The organism is Robertmurraya sp. DFI.2.37, assembly GCF_029211245.1.
Classification (GTDB): domain Bacteria; phylum Bacillota; class Bacilli; order Bacillales; family Cytobacillaceae; genus Robertmurraya; species Robertmurraya methanolica_A.
This window is the reverse complement of the sequence record NZ_JARGEJ010000004.1, coordinates 104378-123913: the sequence shown is the minus strand read 5'-3', so window position 1 is coordinate 123913 and position 19536 is coordinate 104378. Positions and strand designations below refer to the sequence as shown.

At 40.0% G+C, this 19536-nt stretch carries 18 protein-coding genes; 10 read left to right on the top strand and 8 right to left on the bottom strand.

Annotated features, from left to right (window positions below):
- Positions 1-12: 12 nt before the first annotated feature.
- From PZE06_RS03805 to PZE06_RS03795, 3 genes are all read right to left on the bottom strand, one after another.
- Positions 13-771 carry a hypothetical protein gene (locus tag PZE06_RS03805; protein ID WP_150915241.1) on the bottom strand — a complete coding sequence of 253 codons (759 nt, stop codon included), beginning with the start codon at positions 769-771 and terminating at the stop codon, positions 13-15.
- Between the two features lie 230 nt (positions 772-1001).
- Positions 1002-1394 (bottom strand): winged helix-turn-helix domain-containing protein, encoded by a 393-nt coding sequence (locus PZE06_RS03800; protein ID WP_150915242.1) that lies wholly within the window; start codon positions 1392-1394, stop codon positions 1002-1004.
- A 199-nt stretch (positions 1395-1593) separates the two neighbouring features.
- Complete coding sequence (locus PZE06_RS03795; protein ID WP_191963184.1) at positions 1594-2502, bottom strand: NERD domain-containing protein; 909 nt, start codon at positions 2500-2502, stop codon at positions 1594-1596.
- Positions 2503-2695: 193 nt separating this feature from the next.
- Between PZE06_RS03795 and PZE06_RS03790 the strand changes: the two genes are divergently transcribed.
- Entirely contained in the window at positions 2696-2878 is a 183-nt protein-coding gene (locus PZE06_RS03790) for a hypothetical protein (protein WP_150915243.1), read from the top strand.
- A gap of 545 nt (positions 2879-3423) precedes the next feature.
- Here PZE06_RS03790 and PZE06_RS03785 read toward each other — a convergent pair.
- The gene (locus tag PZE06_RS03785) at positions 3424-3936 is read right to left on the bottom strand and encodes a hypothetical protein (RefSeq protein ID WP_150915244.1); all 513 of its coding nucleotides are present in this window, start codon (positions 3934-3936) and stop codon (positions 3424-3426) included.
- The gene (locus PZE06_RS03780) at positions 3929-4399 is read right to left on the bottom strand and encodes a hypothetical protein (RefSeq protein WP_150915245.1); all 471 of its coding nucleotides are present in this window, start codon (positions 4397-4399) and stop codon (positions 3929-3931) included. The genes PZE06_RS03785 and PZE06_RS03780 overlap by 8 nt, the downstream gene beginning before the upstream one ends.
- Before the next feature lie 141 nt (positions 4400-4540).
- Between PZE06_RS03780 and PZE06_RS03775 the strand changes: the two genes are divergently transcribed.
- The 8 genes from PZE06_RS03775 (at position 4541) to PZE06_RS03740 (ending at position 13203) form a co-directional block, all read left to right on the top strand.
- Positions 4541-5326 (top strand): SDR family oxidoreductase, encoded by a 786-nt coding sequence (locus PZE06_RS03775; RefSeq protein ID WP_225310646.1) that lies wholly within the window; start codon positions 4541-4543, stop codon positions 5324-5326.
- Positions 5327-5459: 133 nt separating this feature from the next.
- Positions 5460-6887: a PTS system trehalose-specific EIIBC component gene (gene treP, locus PZE06_RS03770; RefSeq protein WP_150915246.1), complete on the top strand. Its 1428-nt coding sequence runs from the start codon at positions 5460-5462 to the stop codon at positions 6885-6887.
- A gap of 125 nt (positions 6888-7012) precedes the next feature.
- Positions 7013-8731 (top strand): alpha,alpha-phosphotrehalase, encoded by a 1719-nt coding sequence (gene treC / locus PZE06_RS03765; protein WP_275791629.1) that lies wholly within the window; start codon positions 7013-7015, stop codon positions 8729-8731.
- A gap of 15 nt (positions 8732-8746) precedes the next feature.
- Positions 8747-9463, top strand: a complete 717-nt coding sequence (treR, locus tag PZE06_RS03760) for a trehalose operon repressor (RefSeq protein WP_150915248.1) — start codon at positions 8747-8749, stop codon at positions 9461-9463.
- Between the two features lie 303 nt (positions 9464-9766).
- Entirely contained in the window at positions 9767-10594 is an 828-nt protein-coding gene (locus tag PZE06_RS03755) for an electron transfer flavoprotein subunit beta/FixA family protein (protein WP_150915249.1), read from the top strand.
- Positions 10594-11619: an electron transfer flavoprotein subunit alpha/FixB family protein gene (locus PZE06_RS03750; RefSeq protein ID WP_150915250.1), complete on the top strand. Its 1026-nt coding sequence runs from the start codon at positions 10594-10596 to the stop codon at positions 11617-11619. The genes PZE06_RS03755 and PZE06_RS03750 overlap by 1 nt, the downstream gene beginning before the upstream one ends.
- The gene (locus PZE06_RS03745; protein ID WP_150915251.1) at positions 11612-12907 is read left to right on the top strand and encodes an FAD-dependent oxidoreductase; all 1296 of its coding nucleotides are present in this window, start codon (positions 11612-11614) and stop codon (positions 12905-12907) included. The genes PZE06_RS03750 and PZE06_RS03745 overlap by 8 nt, the downstream gene beginning before the upstream one ends.
- Positions 12907-13203, top strand: a complete 297-nt coding sequence (locus tag PZE06_RS03740; RefSeq protein ID WP_191963185.1) for a ferredoxin family protein — start codon at positions 12907-12909, stop codon at positions 13201-13203. Before PZE06_RS03745 ends, PZE06_RS03740 begins: the two co-directional genes overlap by 1 nt.
- 218 nt (positions 13204-13421) lie before the next feature.
- On the opposite strand, the gene PZE06_RS03735 is transcribed toward PZE06_RS03740, so the two are convergent.
- The 3 genes from PZE06_RS03735 to PZE06_RS03725 all read right to left on the bottom strand — a co-directional run bounded on the left by PZE06_RS03735 (position 13422) and on the right by PZE06_RS03725 (position 17534).
- Positions 13422-14873 (bottom strand): carbon starvation CstA family protein, encoded by a 1452-nt coding sequence (locus PZE06_RS03735; protein ID WP_150915253.1) that lies wholly within the window; start codon positions 14871-14873, stop codon positions 13422-13424.
- 190 nt (positions 14874-15063) lie between these two features.
- Positions 15064-15795: a LytR/AlgR family response regulator transcription factor gene (locus PZE06_RS03730; RefSeq protein ID WP_150915254.1), complete on the bottom strand. Its 732-nt coding sequence runs from the start codon at positions 15793-15795 to the stop codon at positions 15064-15066.
- A complete protein-coding gene (locus PZE06_RS03725) occupies positions 15795-17534 on the bottom strand; it encodes a sensor histidine kinase (RefSeq protein ID WP_150915255.1) in 1740 nt (579 codons plus the stop codon). Before PZE06_RS03725 ends, PZE06_RS03730 begins: the two co-directional genes overlap by 1 nt.
- A gap of 233 nt (positions 17535-17767) precedes the next feature.
- Here PZE06_RS03725 and PZE06_RS03720 point away from each other — a divergent pair, with 233 nt between their 5' ends.
- On the top strand, positions 17768-19528 hold the full coding sequence (locus PZE06_RS03720; RefSeq protein WP_225310647.1) for a methyl-accepting chemotaxis protein: 1761 nt from the start codon (positions 17768-17770) through the stop codon (positions 19526-19528).
- Positions 19529-19536 lie beyond the last annotated feature (8 nt).

Genomic DNA, 19536 nt, shown 5'->3' with positions numbered 1-19536 from the left:
GCACCTACCTGATTACGTAAATAGTCGCAGTCTAGCCTGTTGGTATTTATTTGCTAAAAAATAGCGCTGCTCTATTTGAAAAAGCTTGTTGTGTTCAATGCTTGTTCGATATGAGAAGTAAATAGAGCCGAATAACACGGATGGCATAAAGAGAAGCCAATGGGGATGAAGTATAGCAATCGATTCTTCAATATGACCCTGTAAGAGCAAACAAAGGGAATGATGCAAGTTAGAAAGCGATGCATAAATCCACCACCAAAACATGGCATAGAAGGCTAGTCCAAAACGATGATTGTATAACTGGCCTAACCCAGGCAAGAAGAAAGAGTATAAAGCGCCAATGATTGGATTTTTCTTTTCGATGTATTGAATTTCTACTGGGGAAATATGCAATGTACGATTGCCTTTGTATTCCAAAACAGCAAGATGATGGAGCTTATTTTGATATATTGCTGAACGATAGCTATCCGCGATTGCTATTAAATAAATGGTCAAGTACCCAAAGGCCCATTTAGGTTCGATTACTACTTTGGCAAGTTCAAATTGACCACAGAAGGAATAGACCATGGCTTCATTAATATGGGCCAATGTATTAAGGATCACCTCGGCTAAAGTTAAAAAGGTGCCTCTTAAATATTGGCAAAGCAAGTAATGGCCAAAACCTGGAAATACAGCAGACCACCAGGCAACCATATACGGATTTTGCTGTTTTAATTGAGATACTCCAAACATAGTAACTTTTGCAAGAGAATGTCGATTCTGAGCTGCCATATATAAAACCTTCTCTATCCAGTTTTAACCATAGTATGGGATAAACTGTAAAATTTCATGCGTATTAGATTGTTTTCCTTTTTAATGGGTAGTGAAGCATTGGCTTAATAAGGATGATTAGTAGACTAAGTAGTGCCTTTGTGCTTCATACCTTTGTTATCTTCTTCCTTTCGTTGAGTTTTGGGACAGAAAAATGAAAAAGATGTAGGGAAACAACTGTTTTTGCATCCCTACATCTTTTTTTCCGTATTAGTATGCTGCTTAAGGTGGTTTAACAGTCCACCAAGATGGTCTTCAAACAAGTTATCTACGGCTTCTTGAGCTTTTTTCTGAAAAATTTCGTATTGAAGGAGTAACTCTTTCCCAGCAGGAGTTAAAGTAGTTCCCTTTTTCCTATTTCCTTGCTGACGCTCCACTAACTGCATAGCTAATCTTTCTTCTGTGGCCGTTACTTTTCCCCAAGCTGCTCGATATGACATTCCTAACAAAGCGGCAGCCTGACTCATTGAACCAGTGCGTTCAATTTCACGAAACAATCGAATGCGGCCAAGTCCAAAAATCACTTCGTTGTTAAGTTCGATCCAAATTTTGGATTTTACTTTGAGAGATTGTTTATCATTCATTTCCACTCCTCCTTCTCTATAAATCTACCACTGACCTCTTCATGAGCAAAGACCATAAATTGTCATTCGTATGAACTTTTAGAGCTAGTGGTTAAAGAAAAGGGATGGAGAGTAGATAAAATTGTAGATTAGTGCGAAGCCTTGAGATGAGCATTGGACAAGGTGAAGACTCATGCGGGCAGTTTGGAGAAGGTATTGTTTATTTATAATAGACGCCATTTGTTTTTCTGTGCCTAGTAAAATATTTTGCTAATACGCGGCGAATTGTCCGTTTGTTTATGTCAGCTTTACACCAATCGTAAATGTTGTGTGTAGTGAGTTTTTTGTCTGGAAATAGCAAGATATATTCATGCGTCTGTCTTAAAATGGCGGATTCCAATTTTTCTTTTTGACCACAATTTTTGCATTCCAAATGACGGTGATATAAAGAGATTAAAAAGGAGTGGCAATAACTACAATATATTCCTTTTTGCAATTGTTCAAACTGGAATTTTGGCAAAGTTAGAAATGGATTTTTATTGTGATGAAGAGAGAGTAAAGTTTCAGCCAATTTTTTATGCTTTTCGTTCAATCTTGAACGAGGATGATTTAGTTCTTTTAAAAAACGGGTAATTTGCGTTGGAAAAATAATGGGAGAGTCCACTTGGGCTTGATATAAGGTGAATTCAGGATTGATAAAAATTAAATACGACTCAATGGGAAAAGGCTGGTCAATGGTTTGAAGTAGTTGCCGCAGGAGAGTGGTGCATCGTCTTAATTGATCAATCGGGTTTTTATATTCATTATCAGAGATGACAGAATAAAGCTTGTCCGAGTTTAAATAAAAGTCACCTTCATAGTTTTTAATGTCGATAAGATAGATTGTACTCTGTGAAATAATCAGTGTATCAATTTGGAAATAAGAATTGTGAACTTCAAGCAATAAATCATTAATAATATATCGTTCCTCTTGTAAATCATCGAGTAATGAGTCAAATTTCTTTTCACCCTCAAAACCTTTTTCGAGATTAAAATAGTGACGCTTCTCATTCTTGCTCAACTCCATCCGCCTGTGTAAATACCTCAGAATCAATAATTCCTCTGATTCCGTTCGTTCTTTAAGTAGCATAAGCCACATCCTTTCGTATTTTTCTACATTCTAGTTTATAAAAGTTTGGCAACTATGGGAGACGATTTTAGGAATATTTTGTTAACTCTAGTGGGATTTAATGAATTGTGTGTTGACTAATAGAGTCGAGCAATTTCCTTGCTTGAGTTGGAATGAAGCTTAATTTCGACTGGAAGCACAGAGGGTTTAGGATTTGGAGTTCGAATGGGTTCGTATTGGACTTGCAGAGGGCTATGGAATCAAAGTCCGAATCGCAGTCGTATTGGACGTGAAGGAAGCGAGAATTAGGAAAGAAAGTCCGAATCGCAGTCGTATTGGACGTGAAGGAAGCGAGAGTAAGAAAAGAAAGTCCGAATCGCAGTCGTATTGGACGTGAAGGAAGCGAGAGTAAGGAATCAAAGTCCGAATCGCAGTCGTATTGGACGTGAAGCAAGTGAGAATTAGGAAAGAAAGTCCGAATCGCAGTCGTATTGGACGTGAAGGAAGCGAGAGCTAGAAAAGAAAGTCCGAATCGCAGTCGTATTGGACGTGAAGGAAGCGAGAGTAAGGAATCAAAGTCCGAATCGCAGTCGTATTGGACGTGAAGGAAGCGAGAATTAGGAAAGAAAGTCCGAATCGCAGTCGTATTGGACGTGAAGGAAGCGAGAGTAAGAAAAGAAAGTCCGAATCGCAGTCGTATTGGACGTGAAGCAAGTGAGAGTAAGAAAAGAAAGTCCGAATCGCAGTCGTATTAGCCGTGAAGGAAGCGAGAGTAAGGAATAAAAGTCCGAATCGTGCAAATACAAGAGAGGAGTCTTGATAAAAGCCGCTGCTGTCAAGGAACAATAAAGCAACTATCGCCCTCCCACTTCGATGTCTGTTGTTTCCGGGCCCCAGTAACGGGCTCTTTAGTCAATGTCGACGAGGAAATCAGAAGGGAAACTAGTCGGCCCTAGCATCATAGTCCCAAATATAGAAGAGCGACTTGATGACCGCAGCGCTGAAAAAGAAAATAAATAAATAGCAGAGGGAAGAATAGGCTGTCGTCCAGCCGTTGATATAAGTAAATACACGAAATTTAACCGAAGTCCACTCAATTAATGTAGTGAGTCCGCTCCAACAGATAATAAATAGTCCAAAAACACCCGCCCCCATTTTCCATTTCGATAAAATCCAGGCAAAAAAGTAGCCGTAGATGGAATAGTTTACGATATAGACCAACACGTCGAATATTTCGAGCTTTGGAGAATCTGTAATGGTGTAGAAATCAAAGGGATAGCTAGCTGCCATTAGAACGTCAGCATTAAGATCAATAACAGCAAAGAACAGAAAAATGGACAGCGTCAAATCTTTCGGCATGCTCTTAGGCATTTTAATGAAAGCAATGAGTAACAATAGCATGCTTACTAATATAAACCATTCATTGTGATCAAAGTTAGAGGGAGCCTTAAACATGTTGGCCATCTCCGTTCCATCGTTTTGAGTTCAAGAAAGCAAAGAAAGCAATTGAAAGCAATGTGAATGTAAACCAAAAAAGAGCGGAAAAGCCGATATTCCAATGCTTATATTCGATAATTCCAGTTAGCTCGACGATTTTCTCAAAGAGCATAAAAATTAGGGCTCCTAAAATGGTTGTAGCCCATTTGAGAGGAGATGTTAAAAAGCTATATAGACTCATCAGCAATATCATTACACCGGGCAAAAGCAACTTTTGAAAAATATGAAAGGCAATAAAATGATCGACAGTCATAGGCTTTTCGATTAGTTCGAGATTCGTAAAAATCGCATTAATCATTAAGCCTGAAATAAGAAGGAGAAAAAGCCATATCGGGATTAGCTTTGTTAAGGGAAGGGCATTGAGTTTATTAAAGAACAATAAGAATAAGCAAAACACAAGAAAAAATAAATAAGTAAGCAAATTTCAACACACCTTTGATTAAGTATTTCATTTTAGTATTTACACGTAGGTTCGCTTTTATTGAACGAAAAAATGCAACAAATTTTTAAAATGAACAGGAATGGAGATAGTAAAAGTATCAAAGTAAAAGGAGGAACTTGCGTGGAAAAACTACTTCAAGGTCAGGTTGCTTTTATTACTGGGGCAGGTTCTGGGATTGGGAGAGCGGCAGCGCTCAAGTTAGCTGAGAACGGAGCAAAAATTGCTTTAGTCGATTTACATAAGGAGAACATAGAAGAAGTAAAAAGCCAAATAGAACAATTGGGAAGCGACGCTCTCGTTCTAGAGGTAAATGTTTCTTCTCCTAAGGAAGTGGAGAATGCTTATAAAGAAATGATGCACCGTTGGGGAAGAGTAGATATTGTTTTTGCTAATGCTGGAATAAATGGGGTAGTAACGCCGATAGAGGATTTGGAGCCAAAGGAATGGGAACTTACACTCTCTAATAATTTAACAAGTACTTTTTTTACGGTAAAATATGCAGTCCCTCATATGAAATCAGCCGGTGGAAGCATCATTATTACAAGTTCAATTAATGGAAACCGCGTTTATAGGAATATAGGGATGTCTGCCTACAGCACCTCTAAAATCGGACAAATGGGATTTGGGAAAATGGCTGCTCTTGAATTGGCAGAGTACCAAATCAGAGTCAATATGATCTGTCCAGGTGCGATAGAAACCAATATTAATGAAAATACGTGGAAAGAAGAAGACAATTTAAAAAAGGTGGAGATTCCTATTCAATATCCGGAGGGAAATCAGCCGCTTGAGCATCGCTCAGGAAGGCCTGAACAGGTTGCCGATCTGGTCTTATTTCTCGCTTCGAGCCAATCGAGTCATATAACCGGGAGTGAAATTTATATTGATGGTGCGGAGTCCCTTTTATAAGTAGAAAGCTCGCAATCACAAATTTTAAAAAAGTAGTTGACAAAACATGTATATACAAGTTACGATGAAAACGCAATCATATAACATGTATATACAAGTTGTCCAAATAAATTTTTGAGAGTGGGGGAAAGACATGAGTAAATACACTCAACCGGCACAAGAGCTACTTGAGCATATCGGCGGCAGCGATAATATTTCTGTTGTAACACATTGTGCGACAAGAATGCGTTTTGTCTTAAAAGATCCGAAAAAAGCAAATGTTGAAAAGATAGAAGCCATTAGCCTTGTGAAAGGAACGTTTACACAGGCGGGACAGTTTCAAGTAATCGTTGGGAATGAAGTCTCATCTTTTTATAATGAATTTACGAAAATAGCGGGAGTAAGTGATACATCAAAAGATGAAGCAAAGGAAGCAGCTAAGCAAAATATGAACTTCCTGCAAAGAATGATTGCTCATCTTGCAGACATCTTCACACCACTTATTCCAGCAATTGTTGTTGGGGGTCTTATCCTTGGTTTCCGAAATGTAATCGGTGACATTAAAATGTTTGAGGATGGAACGAAGACATTAGTTGAGATTTCTCAATTTTGGGCTGGAACGCATGCCTTTTTATGGCTTATCGGGGAAGCAATTTTCCACTTCCTACCTGTGGGTATTACGTGGGCTGTAGCAAGGAAAATGGGAGCTACTCCAATCCTCGGTATTGTCCTCGGAATTACGCTCGTGTCACCGCAACTTTTAAATGCTTACGGGGTTGCAGACGCAACGGAAATTCCATTCTGGGATTTTGGATTTGCTCAAATTGATATGATTGGTTATCAGGCTCAAGTTATACCGGCAATTTTTGCTGGCTTGCTTCTTTCATATCTTGAATTGCAATTAAGAAAAATTGTACCGAATGCAGTTTCTATGATTGTTGTTCCATTCTTTGCATTAGTTCCAACTGTATTAATTGCTCATACTGTTCTTGGACCAATCGGGTGGCAAATCGGAGCTTTTATTTCTGATATTGTCTATTCTGGTTTGACTTCCGCATTTGGTTGGTTATTTGCAGCGGTATTTGGCTTTGCCTATGCACCGCTAGTTATTACAGGATTGCACCATATGACAAATGCCATTGATCTTCAATTGATGAGCGAGTTCCACGGTACAAATCTTTGGCCAATGATTGCCTTATCAAACATTGCCCAAGGATCTGCTGTTTTAGCAATGATTTACATCAATCGCAAGAATGAAGAAGAAAAGCAAGTTTCGATTCCAGCGACAATCTCTTGTTATCTTGGGGTAACGGAGCCGGCGATGTTCGGGATTAACTTGAAATATGGCTTCCCATTCTTAGCAGCGATGATTGGCTCAGCAGTTGCGGCTGTAATTTCAGTAGGAAGCAATGTAATGGCGAACTCCATTGGTGTAGGCGGATTGCCAGGAATTCTTTCAATTCAACCTCAGCATATGGCTACATTTGCGATTGCGATGGTTGTAGCGATTGTGATTCCATTCATTCTAACCATTATCTTTGCAAGAGCTAATGTAGGCAAAATTTCTTTTAATCGCAAATAAAATAAGGGAGAGGGACATTCACTTGTTCCTCTTTTACTATTCAGGTAAATTAAATGTGTGGAAATGGAGCTCTTTGCTGTTGGGATAACCGCTAGAAAAAATCATCTTGATTTGAGATAAGCTAAATGATCTCAAAACCAAATAAAAAAGGTAAAGGGCAGGTGAGTAGGTTGACTCAACCTTGGTGGAAAAAAGCAGTTGTTTATCAAATTTATCCAAAAAGTTTTTGTGATACGACCGGCAATGGTGTCGGTGATATACAAGGAATAATACATAAATTGGATTATCTAGCCAACCTCGGTGTCGATGTTGTGTGGATTACTCCGATTTATGATTCACCGCAAAATGATAATGGCTACGATATTCGCGATTACTTTAATATATATGAGCCGTATGGAACGATGGAGGATTTTGAGCAGCTTTTAGAAGAGGCGCATAAACGCGATATTAAAATTATTATGGATATTGTCGTCAATCATACATCTACTGAGCATCAATGGTTTGTTGAATCCCGTTCTTCCAAGGAGAACGAATATCGCGACTTTTATATTTGGAAGGATGGTAAAGATGGGGAGCCTCCGACAAACTGGGAGTCAAAGTTTGGAGGTAATGCGTGGCAATATGATGAGCAAACTGGCCAGTATTATCTTCATTTGTTTGATGTAACACAAGCGGATTTGAATTGGGAAAATAATAAAGTCCGAAGTGCCGTCTACGAGATGATGAAGTACTGGCTTGATAAGGGGGTTGATGGCTTCCGCTTGGATGTGATTAACCTCATTTCAAAGGATCAGCAATTTTTAAACGATGAACTACCTGGAGATGGGCGAAAGTTTTACACAGATGGACCGAAAATTCATGAGTATCTTCATGAAATGAATAAAGAGGTATTTTCAAAATATGATATGATGACGGTCGGGGAAATGTCTTCGACCTCAATTGAAAATTGCATTAAGTATACAAATCCAGAGCGTCAAGAACTGGACATGGTCTTTAGTTTCCATCACCTGAAGGTTGATTATCCGAATGGAGAAAAGTGGACAAAAGCTGATTTTGATTTTTTAAAGCTAAAGCAAATTCTCTCCGAATGGCAAGTGGAAATGCATAAAGGAGGCGGTTGGAACGCCTTATTCTGGTGCAACCATGATCAACCGAGAATCGTTTCCCGCTTCGGCAATGACGGGGAGTATCATCGTGAATCAGCAAAAATGCTGGCGACAACCATGCATATGATGCAAGGGACTCCTTATATTTATCAAGGAGAAGAATTTGGAATGACCAATCCAAATTTTGATAAGATTGACGATTATCGCGATATTGAATCATTAAACATGTTTCAAATTTTAAAGGCTGGCGAAAAATCGGAACAAGAGATTTATGATATTCTTAAACAAAAGTCCCGGGATAATTCAAGAACGCCTGTTCAATGGGATGACAGTGAATATGCTGGATTTACAACTGGCACTCCGTGGATAGGGACGGCAGCCAACTACAAGGAGATCAATGCGAAAAATGCTTTAGCGGACGATAATTCGATTTTCTATCATTATCAAAAATTAATCCAACTAAGAAAAGATTATGATATTGTGACAGATGGCAATTATCAATTGATTTTACCGGAGCATGATGCTATTTTTGCTTATATACGGGAAAATGCTGCGGAAAAATTATTGGTGGTAAACAACTTCTATGCAAATGAGGTGGAGTTTACGTTACCAGAGCATGTGGACATCGAGGGCTATGTAAGTGAAATTCTCCTTTCAAACTATCCTAATTCATCACAGGAGCTGAAAGGATTTACACTGCGTCCGTATGAATCGATTATCTACTATTTAAAAAAGTAAATTGGAGTTTTTATCATGATGAATAAGTATTTAATGATTCATAACGATATTGTTGAGAAAATAGAGGCGGGGGAACTCGCCTTTAATTCTCTTTTGCCTTCAGAGCATGAGTTGAAGGATCATTATAATACTTCAAGGGAAACCATTCGGAAGGCGTTAAATCTGCTATCACAAAATGGCTATATTCAAAAGATTAGAGGCAAGGGCTCCATCGTGATTAAAAGTAAAAAGGTGGATTTCCCTGTTTCCGGCCTGACTAGCTTTAAGGAATTAACAACGAAAATGGGGAAAAAGCACCGGACCATCGTTCATGAACTGTCGTTAGTAAGGCCGGAGCAGCATATTCAAAGCCAACTCTCCCTTTCAAGCAAGGACTTTGTTTGGCAAGTTTTCCGCGTGCGAGAGATTGATGGAGAAAATGTTATTTTAGATAAGGATTATTTAAGTAAAAAATTTGTTCCCGAGCTGACAAAGGAAGTCTGTGAAAACTCAATCTATGAATATCTTGAAAATGATTTACAGCTAAATATAAGCTTTGCAAAAAAGGAAATCATCGTTGAGGAGCCGACAGAGGAAGACAGGAGGCTGCTGGATCTAGATGGCTTCCACAATGTTGTCATCATTAAAAACTATGTCTATTTAGAAGATGCTAGTTTGTTTCAATATACGGAATCACGACATCGTCCAGATAAATTTAGATTTGTTGATTTTGCAAGACGAAATCACGTATAAAAAAATAGTGCGCGATTAAAATGAAGATCTCTTAAACAATAAAAGAGTCCATTTGGTCCTTTATCGAACTAGAGAATCTTCTTTTTTATGCCGGTGTAGCTTTTTGGCTCATTTCGTATGAAACCTTAGTTTCGCACGAAGTGGGCCAAAAATCGTTTTACCGAACATTAGGATTAAAAGAAGCTTTTTATAAATAATTATCGGAATATTCGAATTTATACACTTGCAACTTAATATAGTAAAAGTAAACATGCTTAAAATGACTTTGTAACAATGGCAAAAGTGAAAAGAGGGGGGAATGGAATGCTGCATATTGTAGCATGTATTAAGCAGGTTCCAGATACGAAAATAATTAAAATGAATCCGAAAACGAACACAATGGATAGGAGAACGGCGCCGGCAATTTTAAATCCGTATGACGCCCATGCAGTGGAAGAGGCTGTGCGTTTAAGGGAGCGGTATGGGGGGACCGTATCCGTCTTAACGATGGGACCGCCGCCTGCGGTGAAAGCGATTAAAAAATGCATTGAAATAGGTGCTGATGAAGGCTATTTGATTACAGATCGGAGGTTTGCCGGGGCAGATACGCTCGCGACCAGTTATGCATTAACGAAGGCGTTAAACAAAATTTCAAAAGAGAATCCTGTTGATTTAATTATTTGTGGAAAAATGTCAATTGATGGTGATACTGGACAAGTCGGACCTGGAATTGCAAGACGCCTCGATATTCCTCCACTTACCTCTGTCAATAAAGTGATCGAGATTAACAAACAAGAAGGAAAGGCGATAGTTCAGCGGAAATTGGAAGATGGTTATGAAGTGGTTCAATCAACGTTACCCTGCTTATTTTCTGTTGAAAAAACCATTAATGAAGTGCCATATGCCCCGTTTCCAAATATGCTGAAGGCAGCAAAATACAATCCATATATTTGGTCTGTTGATGATTTAGAAGACGTGGATATTAAACAATTAGGATTGAAGGGCTCGCCAACAATCGTTTCAAAGGTTTGGGCACCGCCAAAACCAGAGGGCGGCACGATGCTGGAAGGAAACCGCCAGGAGCAAGTGGAGCAATTGCTTTCCGTTCTGCTCGAGAAGAAAGAATTGTTTATGACAAAGGGGGAATCATAATGGATTTCCAAGATTATCAAGGTGTTTGGGTGTTTATTGAGGAAAAGGATGGTGCCATTGCTCCAGTATCACTTGAGTTGCTAGGGGCAGGGAGAAGGCTAGCTGATAAAAGGGGAGTTGAGCTAGCAGGTGTGCTCATTGGCGATCATATTAAGCATCTTGCCAAGACGCTCTTTGAATATGGGGCGGATTTAGCATACGTTTATGATGATCCTATTTTTAAACATTACCGTACAGAGTCTTTTATGAAAGCCTTGTTGGATTGTTCAGCAAAATATAAGCCGGAAATTATTCTTTACGGCGCAACTTCGACAGGGAAGGATTTGGCGAGCGCAGTGGCAACCGATTTGCCAACAGGTTTGACGGCAGATACTACCGAGTTGGATGTGGAGGAGGATACTGGGCTATTGCTCGCAAGTCGACCTGCTTTTGGTGGAAATATTATGGCGACCATTTTATGTAAGAAATATCGTCCGCAAATGGCTACTGTGAGGGCAAAAGTTATGAAAGCGCTACCTCCTGAATCTGGGAGATTAGGGCGGGTAGTAGAGGAGAGCATCTTATTGCAAGAAGAGGATATCCGCACAAAAGTATTGGAGATTGTGAAAGAAACAACAAAAAAGGTGCGAATTGATGAAGCAGATATTATTGTTGCTGGTGGAAAGGGACTAGGAAGTGCAGAAGGATTTCAATTGGTCCACCAATTGGCAGAGACGTTAGGTGGAGCTGTTGGAGCGAGCCGGGATGTGGTAGAAGCAGGGTGGGTTGAACATGCTCATCAAGTAGGGCAAACAGGGGTTACGGTAACCCCTAAAATCTATATAGCGATCGGTATCTCTGGAGCGATTCAACATATTGTAGGGATGAAGAATTCAAGCCTTATTATCGCGATTAATAAAGATCCGCAGGCACCCATTTTCGAATCATGTCACTACGGAATCGTTGGGGATGCATTTGAAATTGTTCCACTTTTAATAGATAGATTTCAAGAGGTAATGTCAAAAGAGGGGGTTAGCCATGTCTGAGAAGTTTGATGCTATTGTTGTTGGGGCTGGACCGGCAGGGACTTCGTGTGCACATGATTTAGCAAAGGGGGGAGCGCATGTCCTGCTCTTGGAAAGAGGGGAATACCCTGGTTCAAAGAATGTTATGGGTGGAGTTCTCTATCGGAAAATGATGGAGGATATTATTCCTGAATTTTATAAGGAGGCTCCGCTCGAGCGCCCGATTGTGGAACAGAGATTTATGATGATGGATAAGGAATCAGCAGTTACTTTTAGCTATAAAGGGATGGAATGGGGAAAGGAACCCTATAATAATTTCACGGTTTTGCGGGCGAAATTTGACCAATGGTTTGCTGATAAAGCTGTACAACAAGGAGCAATTCTTATAAATGAAACCGTTGTACTCGAATGTATTGTTGAGAACGGCAAAGTCGTAGGCGTTCGGACAGATCGTCCGAATGGGGATGTGTATGCGGACGTAGTTGTACTTGCAGATGGGGTTAACTCACTTTTAGCCCAGTCACTTGGTTTCCACAAGGAATATCGACCAGATGAAGTTGCGTTAGCGACAATGGAAATCCTGAAGCTTGATAAAAAGGTGATCGAGGATCGCTTTAATTTGGAGGATAATCAAGGCTGTACGATTGAACTGTTTGGAGACGCGACAAAGGGAATTTTGGGTACCGGATTCCTATACACGAACAAAGACACCTTAAGCATCGGGGTCGGCACGCTTTTATCAGGTTTAATTAAACATAAAATTAAACCATATGAGCTCCTCGAATATGTGAAAGCTCATCCAATGATTCGTACTCTCATTCAAGGAAGCGAACCTCAGGAATATTTAGCTCACCTTATCCCGGAAGGTGGCTATCACTCGATGGGGAGAATTGTTGGTGACGGGGTTATCGTCATTGGCGATGCTTCCCAATTAGTCAATGCGATTCATCGGGAAGGTTCGAATTTGGCAATGACTTCGGGCAGACTAGCGGCGGAAACGATCCTTTTAGCGAAAGAAGCGGGGGATTTCTCTGAAAAAGCACTCGATCATTATCGAGTTCGATTACTAGAAGGGTTTGTCGGTCAAGACATGAAAAAATATAAGGATTCAACCCATCATTTTGATCGAAACCCTCATTACTTCGATCAATATATTCCGATGCTCAATAAAGCTGCTAGCCAAATGTTTACGGTTGACGGGCAATCGAAATGGGAAAAACAAAAGAAAATTTGGAAGGATCTTGGCACGCCAAAGGAAAAAATGAAGATGGCTCGTGATATGTACCGGGCTTGGAAGGTGGTCAAGTAATGAGTGAACAGAAAAAGTATCAAACGATTGAAGAGAAACAGTATCTTGTTCGTTTTAATGCTGATACCAAATCGCATCTCCATGTGAAGGATGAAGAGATCTGCTTGACGAAATGTCCCGATAAAATTTGTACGATTTTTTGTCCAGCTGAGATTTATAAATGGGAGGACATCCGCATGCATGTCGGTTACGAGGGCTGTCATGAATGTGGGAGCTGTCGCATTGGCTGTCCTCACCAAAATATTAAATGGGAATATCCAAAGGGTGGGCACGGGATAGTTTTTCGCTTGGGATAGGCGCCTTTAAAATGAAAAATCTACACCGAAATGAAGCTCTCTCCTCTGAAATTATGTAATTCCGGAAAAAATAAAGTTGATTTCGGAAAAAATATAGATAATTCCGGAAAAATCGATTTGATTCCGGAAAAATACCTCGTAATTCCGGAAAAACTGTTCAATCACATAAAAAATCGCATGCGGAGTTAGCCGCGCATGCGATTTTTGCTGAATGAAACTTAAGCACTCTGCTTCCAGTCGGAAATATCTTCTTCGAGCGCAATATTGTATACTCTATTTCTTCTAGCTGTGATGAAGAATAGCACCATGAGGATGGCTGTTCCGATAAAACCACCAATCCAAGAAGCGCTTACGGACATTCTGAATCCAATTTGCGCATTAAGGATATACGTAATGACCATGACAAGCATGAAGGCGCCTGGGATAAGTGGGATGAAGTAATTCTTTTTGGCAATGTACAAGTACATCGCACCCACAAATAAGGCAATGACCGCTGTTGCTTGGTTGGCCCAGCTAAAGTATCTCCATAAAATATTGAAATCAATTTGGGTAAGAATGACAGATACAACGAATAAAGGCACGGCGATTAATAAACGTTTTGATAATTTCTTTTGCGCGATGTTTAAATACTCAGCAATGATCATACGAGCACTGCGGAAGGCTGTGTCACCTGATGTAATCGGTAGTATCACGACCCCAAGAATAGCAAGTGTTCCGCCGATTGCTCCTAACATGGCAATCGAGACATCGCTTACGACTGCTCCTGGTCCGCCTGCAGCTAATACTTCGTTTAAGCCATTGTAGCCATCAAATAAACTCATGGCTGCTGCGGCCCAAATCATCGCAATAATTCCTTCTGCAATCATCATTCCATAGAAAATTTTGCGTCCTTGTTTTTCCCTTTGTGTTGTACGGGAAATAATAGGTGTTTGTGTTGCATGGAAGCCTGATAATGCGCCACATGTAATCGTAAAGAAGATTAATGGGAAGATAGGAGCATTGTCAGGATGAAAATTGGACAGTGATAATTCTGGAATTGGAGCACCTGTCGCGACTAATGTAACACCAACGCCAACAGCACTGATGACAAGTAATGCTCCGAAATAAGGATAAAAACGACCAATAATTTTATCAACTGGCAATAATGTAGCTAAAATATAGTATAAGAAAATCGCTCCGATAATAACTCCTAAAGCAATTTTCCCATCCATGAGAACATGGAGCAGGCTTGCTGGTGTTGAGACGAACACCGTTCCGACTAATAAAAGAAGTAATACAGCAAAGGCATTTACGACGTGCTTCATTGCTTTTCCTAAAAACTTGCTGGCAAGCTCAGGCAAATGGGCGCCGCGGTTGCGAATCGAAATCATCCCTGTCAAATAGTCATGAACAGCACCGGCAAAAATACAGCCAATAACGATCCAAATGAAAGCAACCGGTCCGTAAAGCGCTCCCATAATTGGCCCGAAAATGGGTCCGGTTCCAGCAATATTTAAAAGTTGGATCAACGAGTTTTTCGGTGTGCTCATCGGCACATAGTCGACACCATCGCTGTTAACATAAGCTGGTGTCGCCCGCTCATCCTTGACTCCAAATACTTTTTCAACAAACTTTCCATATGTGAAATAACCGACAATTAAAAGGGCTATTCCCGTTAAAAATGTAATCATTCGCTTTTCCCCCTTAAAAATAAAGCGATTTCATAAAATCTTGAACAATAAGTCCTTAGTGATCTGCTTCTAGTATAAAAAATGAAATAGAATAAAAGGGGGATTTTTCACTGAGAGGTAGAAATTTGATATTATGATGTAAAATGAAAGGGTTATCATGCATCCGCTGTAACCCTTTCGAGGCTGAACATTAAATTTCTAATCTAGCACGTAATGCTTTGACATAATTTCGACTAACGGGCAGCAGTTCTTTTCGACCTGTAATCTCTAGTTGAAATGCACCGTTGAACCAAGGTGTTAAGCGGACAACATCATCTAAGTTGACGAGAAAGCTTTTATGAATTCGAAAAAAGCCGTGAGGAAGGAGGCGAGATTCCAAATCTTTTAATGCCATCTTTGTTTCATACTCTTTTTGCTTTGTTATAAGTTTCGTGATATTCTCTTCACGAACGATATATTGAATATCCTGTGGTTCAATGTAATAAATTTCTCCATCTGCTTCCACAGCCAGTTTGCCTAAGGGTTTAATGGGATCTTGCTCCCTCTCTCCAAAAATAATTTTTTCAATTCTTTTGACCGTCTCCTCCAGTTGTTCTTCATCATAAGGCTTTAATAAATAGTCAACCGCTTGATAACGAAAAGCCTCCGCTGCAAATTGAGGGTAGGCAGTTGCGAAGACGACTAATGGAACTTTCTTTAGTTCGAGTAGCGCTTCTGCTGCTTTCATCCCATTCATTTTTGGCATTTCGACATCAAGGAAAACGGCATCGGGCTGCAGCTGTATCGCCTTCATGATGGCTGCCTCCCCAGAGTCGGCTTCTCCAACAATTTTTATGGAAGGAAAGGCGTTTAATAAATGTCCCAGCTCATCACGGCTGTAGGGTTCATCGTCAACAATAAGTGTGCGTATTATTCTATCCATTAATATTCCACCTTATCAGTTGGCAAGGAAAAAGAAATTTCCGTGCCGCCATCGATTTCACTTTTAATTTGTAGCGCGGCTGTTTCTCCGAACATAATCGTTAGCCGACGATTTACATTATATAGAGCAAGACCGGTTCCGCTTTCCGAAATAATTGGCTGTTTGCAGACCTGTTCTGCTCTCTCTTTGCTCATTCCAACGCCATTATCTTTTATTTGAATGAAGCTACCCTGCCCCTGCTGCTTGATCGTAATTTCTAAAAGACAATTATTGTCCTTATCTTTCATCCCATGCTTAATCGCATTTTCGACGATCGGTTGTAGTGTTAAAGGCGGGATAGATTGGGTTAACACATCGTCATCAATATGATAGAAAACCTTTAATTTATTTGAAAACCTGACTTCTTCGATCGCAAGATATGCCTTTACATGTTTTAGCTCTTGCTCAAGTGTTGTTAGTTGATCTGTTGTGCTTGCGAGATTTTTTCGAATAAACTTCGATAAAGAAACGAGTAGTTTCCTTGCTTTATCGGGATCTATCCGCACGAGAGAAAGTATGGTATTTAATGAATTAAAAAGAAAATGTGGGCTTATTTGTGCCTGCAGTGCCTTGATTTCTGCTTCCTTTGCTAAATGATAAGCATTGTCCGCATCAGCAATCTCGAGCTGATTGCTTAGCAGAGTGCTTAGACCGCTAATGAGCTCCATAATGACAGGAGTAACTTCTTTTTCAGAGCGAAAGTATAATTTCAGTGTACCAATTGTTTTTCCTCGCTGCTTTAAGGGGGCTACTACGGCCGCACCAAGTGGGCAGCCTTTGACGCGACAGTGAATCATTTCCTTGTTAGCGGCAATGATTTCACCTCTTTGAATGGTGTCGATCGTAATTTGTGTCTGAATGGGACTATGGGCACGGTGATGGTCTTCCCCTTGCCCCACATGGGCGAGGATATCCGTTGTATTCGTGATGGCGACGGCACTCGTATTGATCTCTTTATGGAGGATCTGGCAGACTGTTCGTGCCGAATCAAAGGTTAGCCCTTTTCGTAAATAAGCCAGTGTTTTATCAGCAATTCTTAACGTTTTTTGAGCAAGGATTGCTCCTGCTTTTTCCTCTTCGTTCACAACACTTTTTATAATTAAGAGAAAGAGCGCACTTCCAAGACCGTTTGCTATGATCATAGGAAGACCGATGATTTCAACAAGTGTTGCCGCTTTATCAAAAGGGCGAGCTAAGAGTAAAATGATCATCATTTGTATCGCTTCTGCAGTGGCGCCGATAAGGAAGGCTGATTGTAAGTGGAGTCGTTTGTTTCTCTTATGGAAGGCACCTGAAATAATGCCAGCGACAATCGCTGCAAGCCCACATGAAATAGCAGTGAATCCACCTAAGGTGAAACGGTGAATTCCAGCTATCAGCCCAGCTCCAATCCCCACCTTATACCCTCCGAGAAGCCCGGCGATAACGATACCGACGACACGGGAATTAGCAATGGCTTCGTCAGCGGTAAGCTCTGTAGCCCAAGGGTCAAATTGGAGACTGTTAACGCTTAATGTTAATCCGGAATAGGTTCCGATGATACCAAAAAAACCAAAGAAAAGGATCGCGGTTATTTGTTGTTTGCGATGAAGCTGTTCCTGGTAAATCATATCTCGAGAAAAGCGAAATCTTGTTAGAATAAAGGCAATCATCACGAGAATGCCGAGGCGCTCCACCATCGTGATCAACAATTCAAACATAAACATACCCCTTTATGTATTACGTGTGCTCCATAACTATATATTGGTAGTGTTAATTATAGCAGTATTATAATATTTTTGAGAATTTTTGTTTGTAGAATGCTGTAGCTTTATGATAAAAGGACTTCTTTACAGGAACTTAAAAAAACCCCCTTTCCTCTTAACATAGCGTTTACAAAGGGGCTGTATAATTTTTGTTATAGGAAAATAGTACTGTATTAGGAGGAGTCCTTTTGAAGAAAAAAAGATTTAAAGCATTAGCATCCTTGCCGAAAATGCAGGAATGGCTGGCAAAATTCATGCAAAAGCTGACTTTGGGGATGAGACTATTTCTTCTGTTTGTCTCATTATTAATTGTTGCAGTTGTAGGAGTTGGGTTCACATCCTATATGAAGGCGAAAGATATTACGATGGATACAATTGAAAAGCGATTAGAAAGAGAAACAGAATTGATCGGTTATATCGCTGAAAATTTGAAATTTGTCTATATTAGTGATGATACTTATTTCATGCAGCAGCTAGAAAGTAGTGTTCGTTCTCAACAAGACGTTCTTAAGAGAGAGGGCATTGAGTCAGAGGTTATGTACATAGTAGATGGCACAGCCATTCCGTTCAAGGTCAGTGAAAAGAGCCTTCCTACTCTTTCTCCAAAACTGTTACAAGAGATAACAGAACTGGAAAATGGGCTCTTACATAGGTCCATTAATAATAAGGAATATACGATTACTTTTCGACAGTTGGATGAAATAGGAGGCATCTACGTAATGTTGATTCCGACGAGCTCCTATTTGCAGCCTGTTCAAAAAATGGTCTATGTAACTTTAGTTGGGATCGGGATAAGCGTGTTAGTAACGACTGTTATCATTTTATTGCTTGTTCGTACTGTTACAAAACCTCTTAATATTCTTCGCAACACGATGCGCGAGGTTCGAGACGGTAAATTTAAAATGACAAGTGGAATCAAAACAACCGTTCCTGAAATAACTTCATTGCAAAAAAGCTATCATTCTATGATTGATCATATGAGCGGCATCATTCATGAACTGCAGGTAACGACAAAAGAGTTATCGCAAACGGGTGGAGATTTAATGAAATCGTCTGAGCAAACTCTTGATTCCAGTCATCATCTCGTCTCTGCCATTGATTTAGTAAAAAATGGTGCGGAACAAACTGCTAGCAGTTCAGAGGATAATGCCAATAGCTTCAAAGAAATGAAACAATTAATGGAAGCGATGATTGCGAAAATGGAAGAGATCTTTGCTAGTTCAAATAAAATGAATCAAACCGCTGAAGACGGTGAAGTAAATATTAAGGAACTCATTTCGATGATCTATCAGTTTGAGGAGGATTTTGAACATTTGACTGGTACGATTACGGAAGTAAAGCAATTTTCAAGTTCGATTACAAAGCTGGTTGGTTTAGTGAGTGGCATATCGGAACAAACAAAGCTACTTGCACTTAATGCATCGATTGAAGCGGTTAGAGCTGGAGAAGCAGGTAAAGGGTTTGCGGTTGTTGCTCAGGAGGTTCGTAAATTGGCAGAACAATCCTCGAGGGCGACAGAGGATATCGCCAATGCGATTGGAAAAATGGAGAATATTACGATTGGTGCAACGAAAGAATTTGATCAAATGCTAGCGAAGATTAATATGAACTTGAAAATGGCAAGTGCTTCAAGAGATTCTTTCGATGAACTAATGAAGGAAATTGGTGAGGAGAGCAGCCGTTTACAAGGAATGAAGCAAGAATTATCGCAATTGGCAGGTTTTTTACCAAAGCTTGAGCAAGCAACTGTAAGCTTTACCTCCATTTCACAAGAAACGTTAGCAAGCTCAGAAGAAATGCTTTCTGTTAGTGAAGATCAAATTGAGCAAATGGAGAACACCAATCAAATTGGCAAGAAGCTTCACCAATTGTCACAAACTCTCACTGAAATGGCAAACAGATTTCAGTTTGAAGGACAGTCAAGCGCTGAGAAAGTCCATGAAGCTTAGAAAGTCAA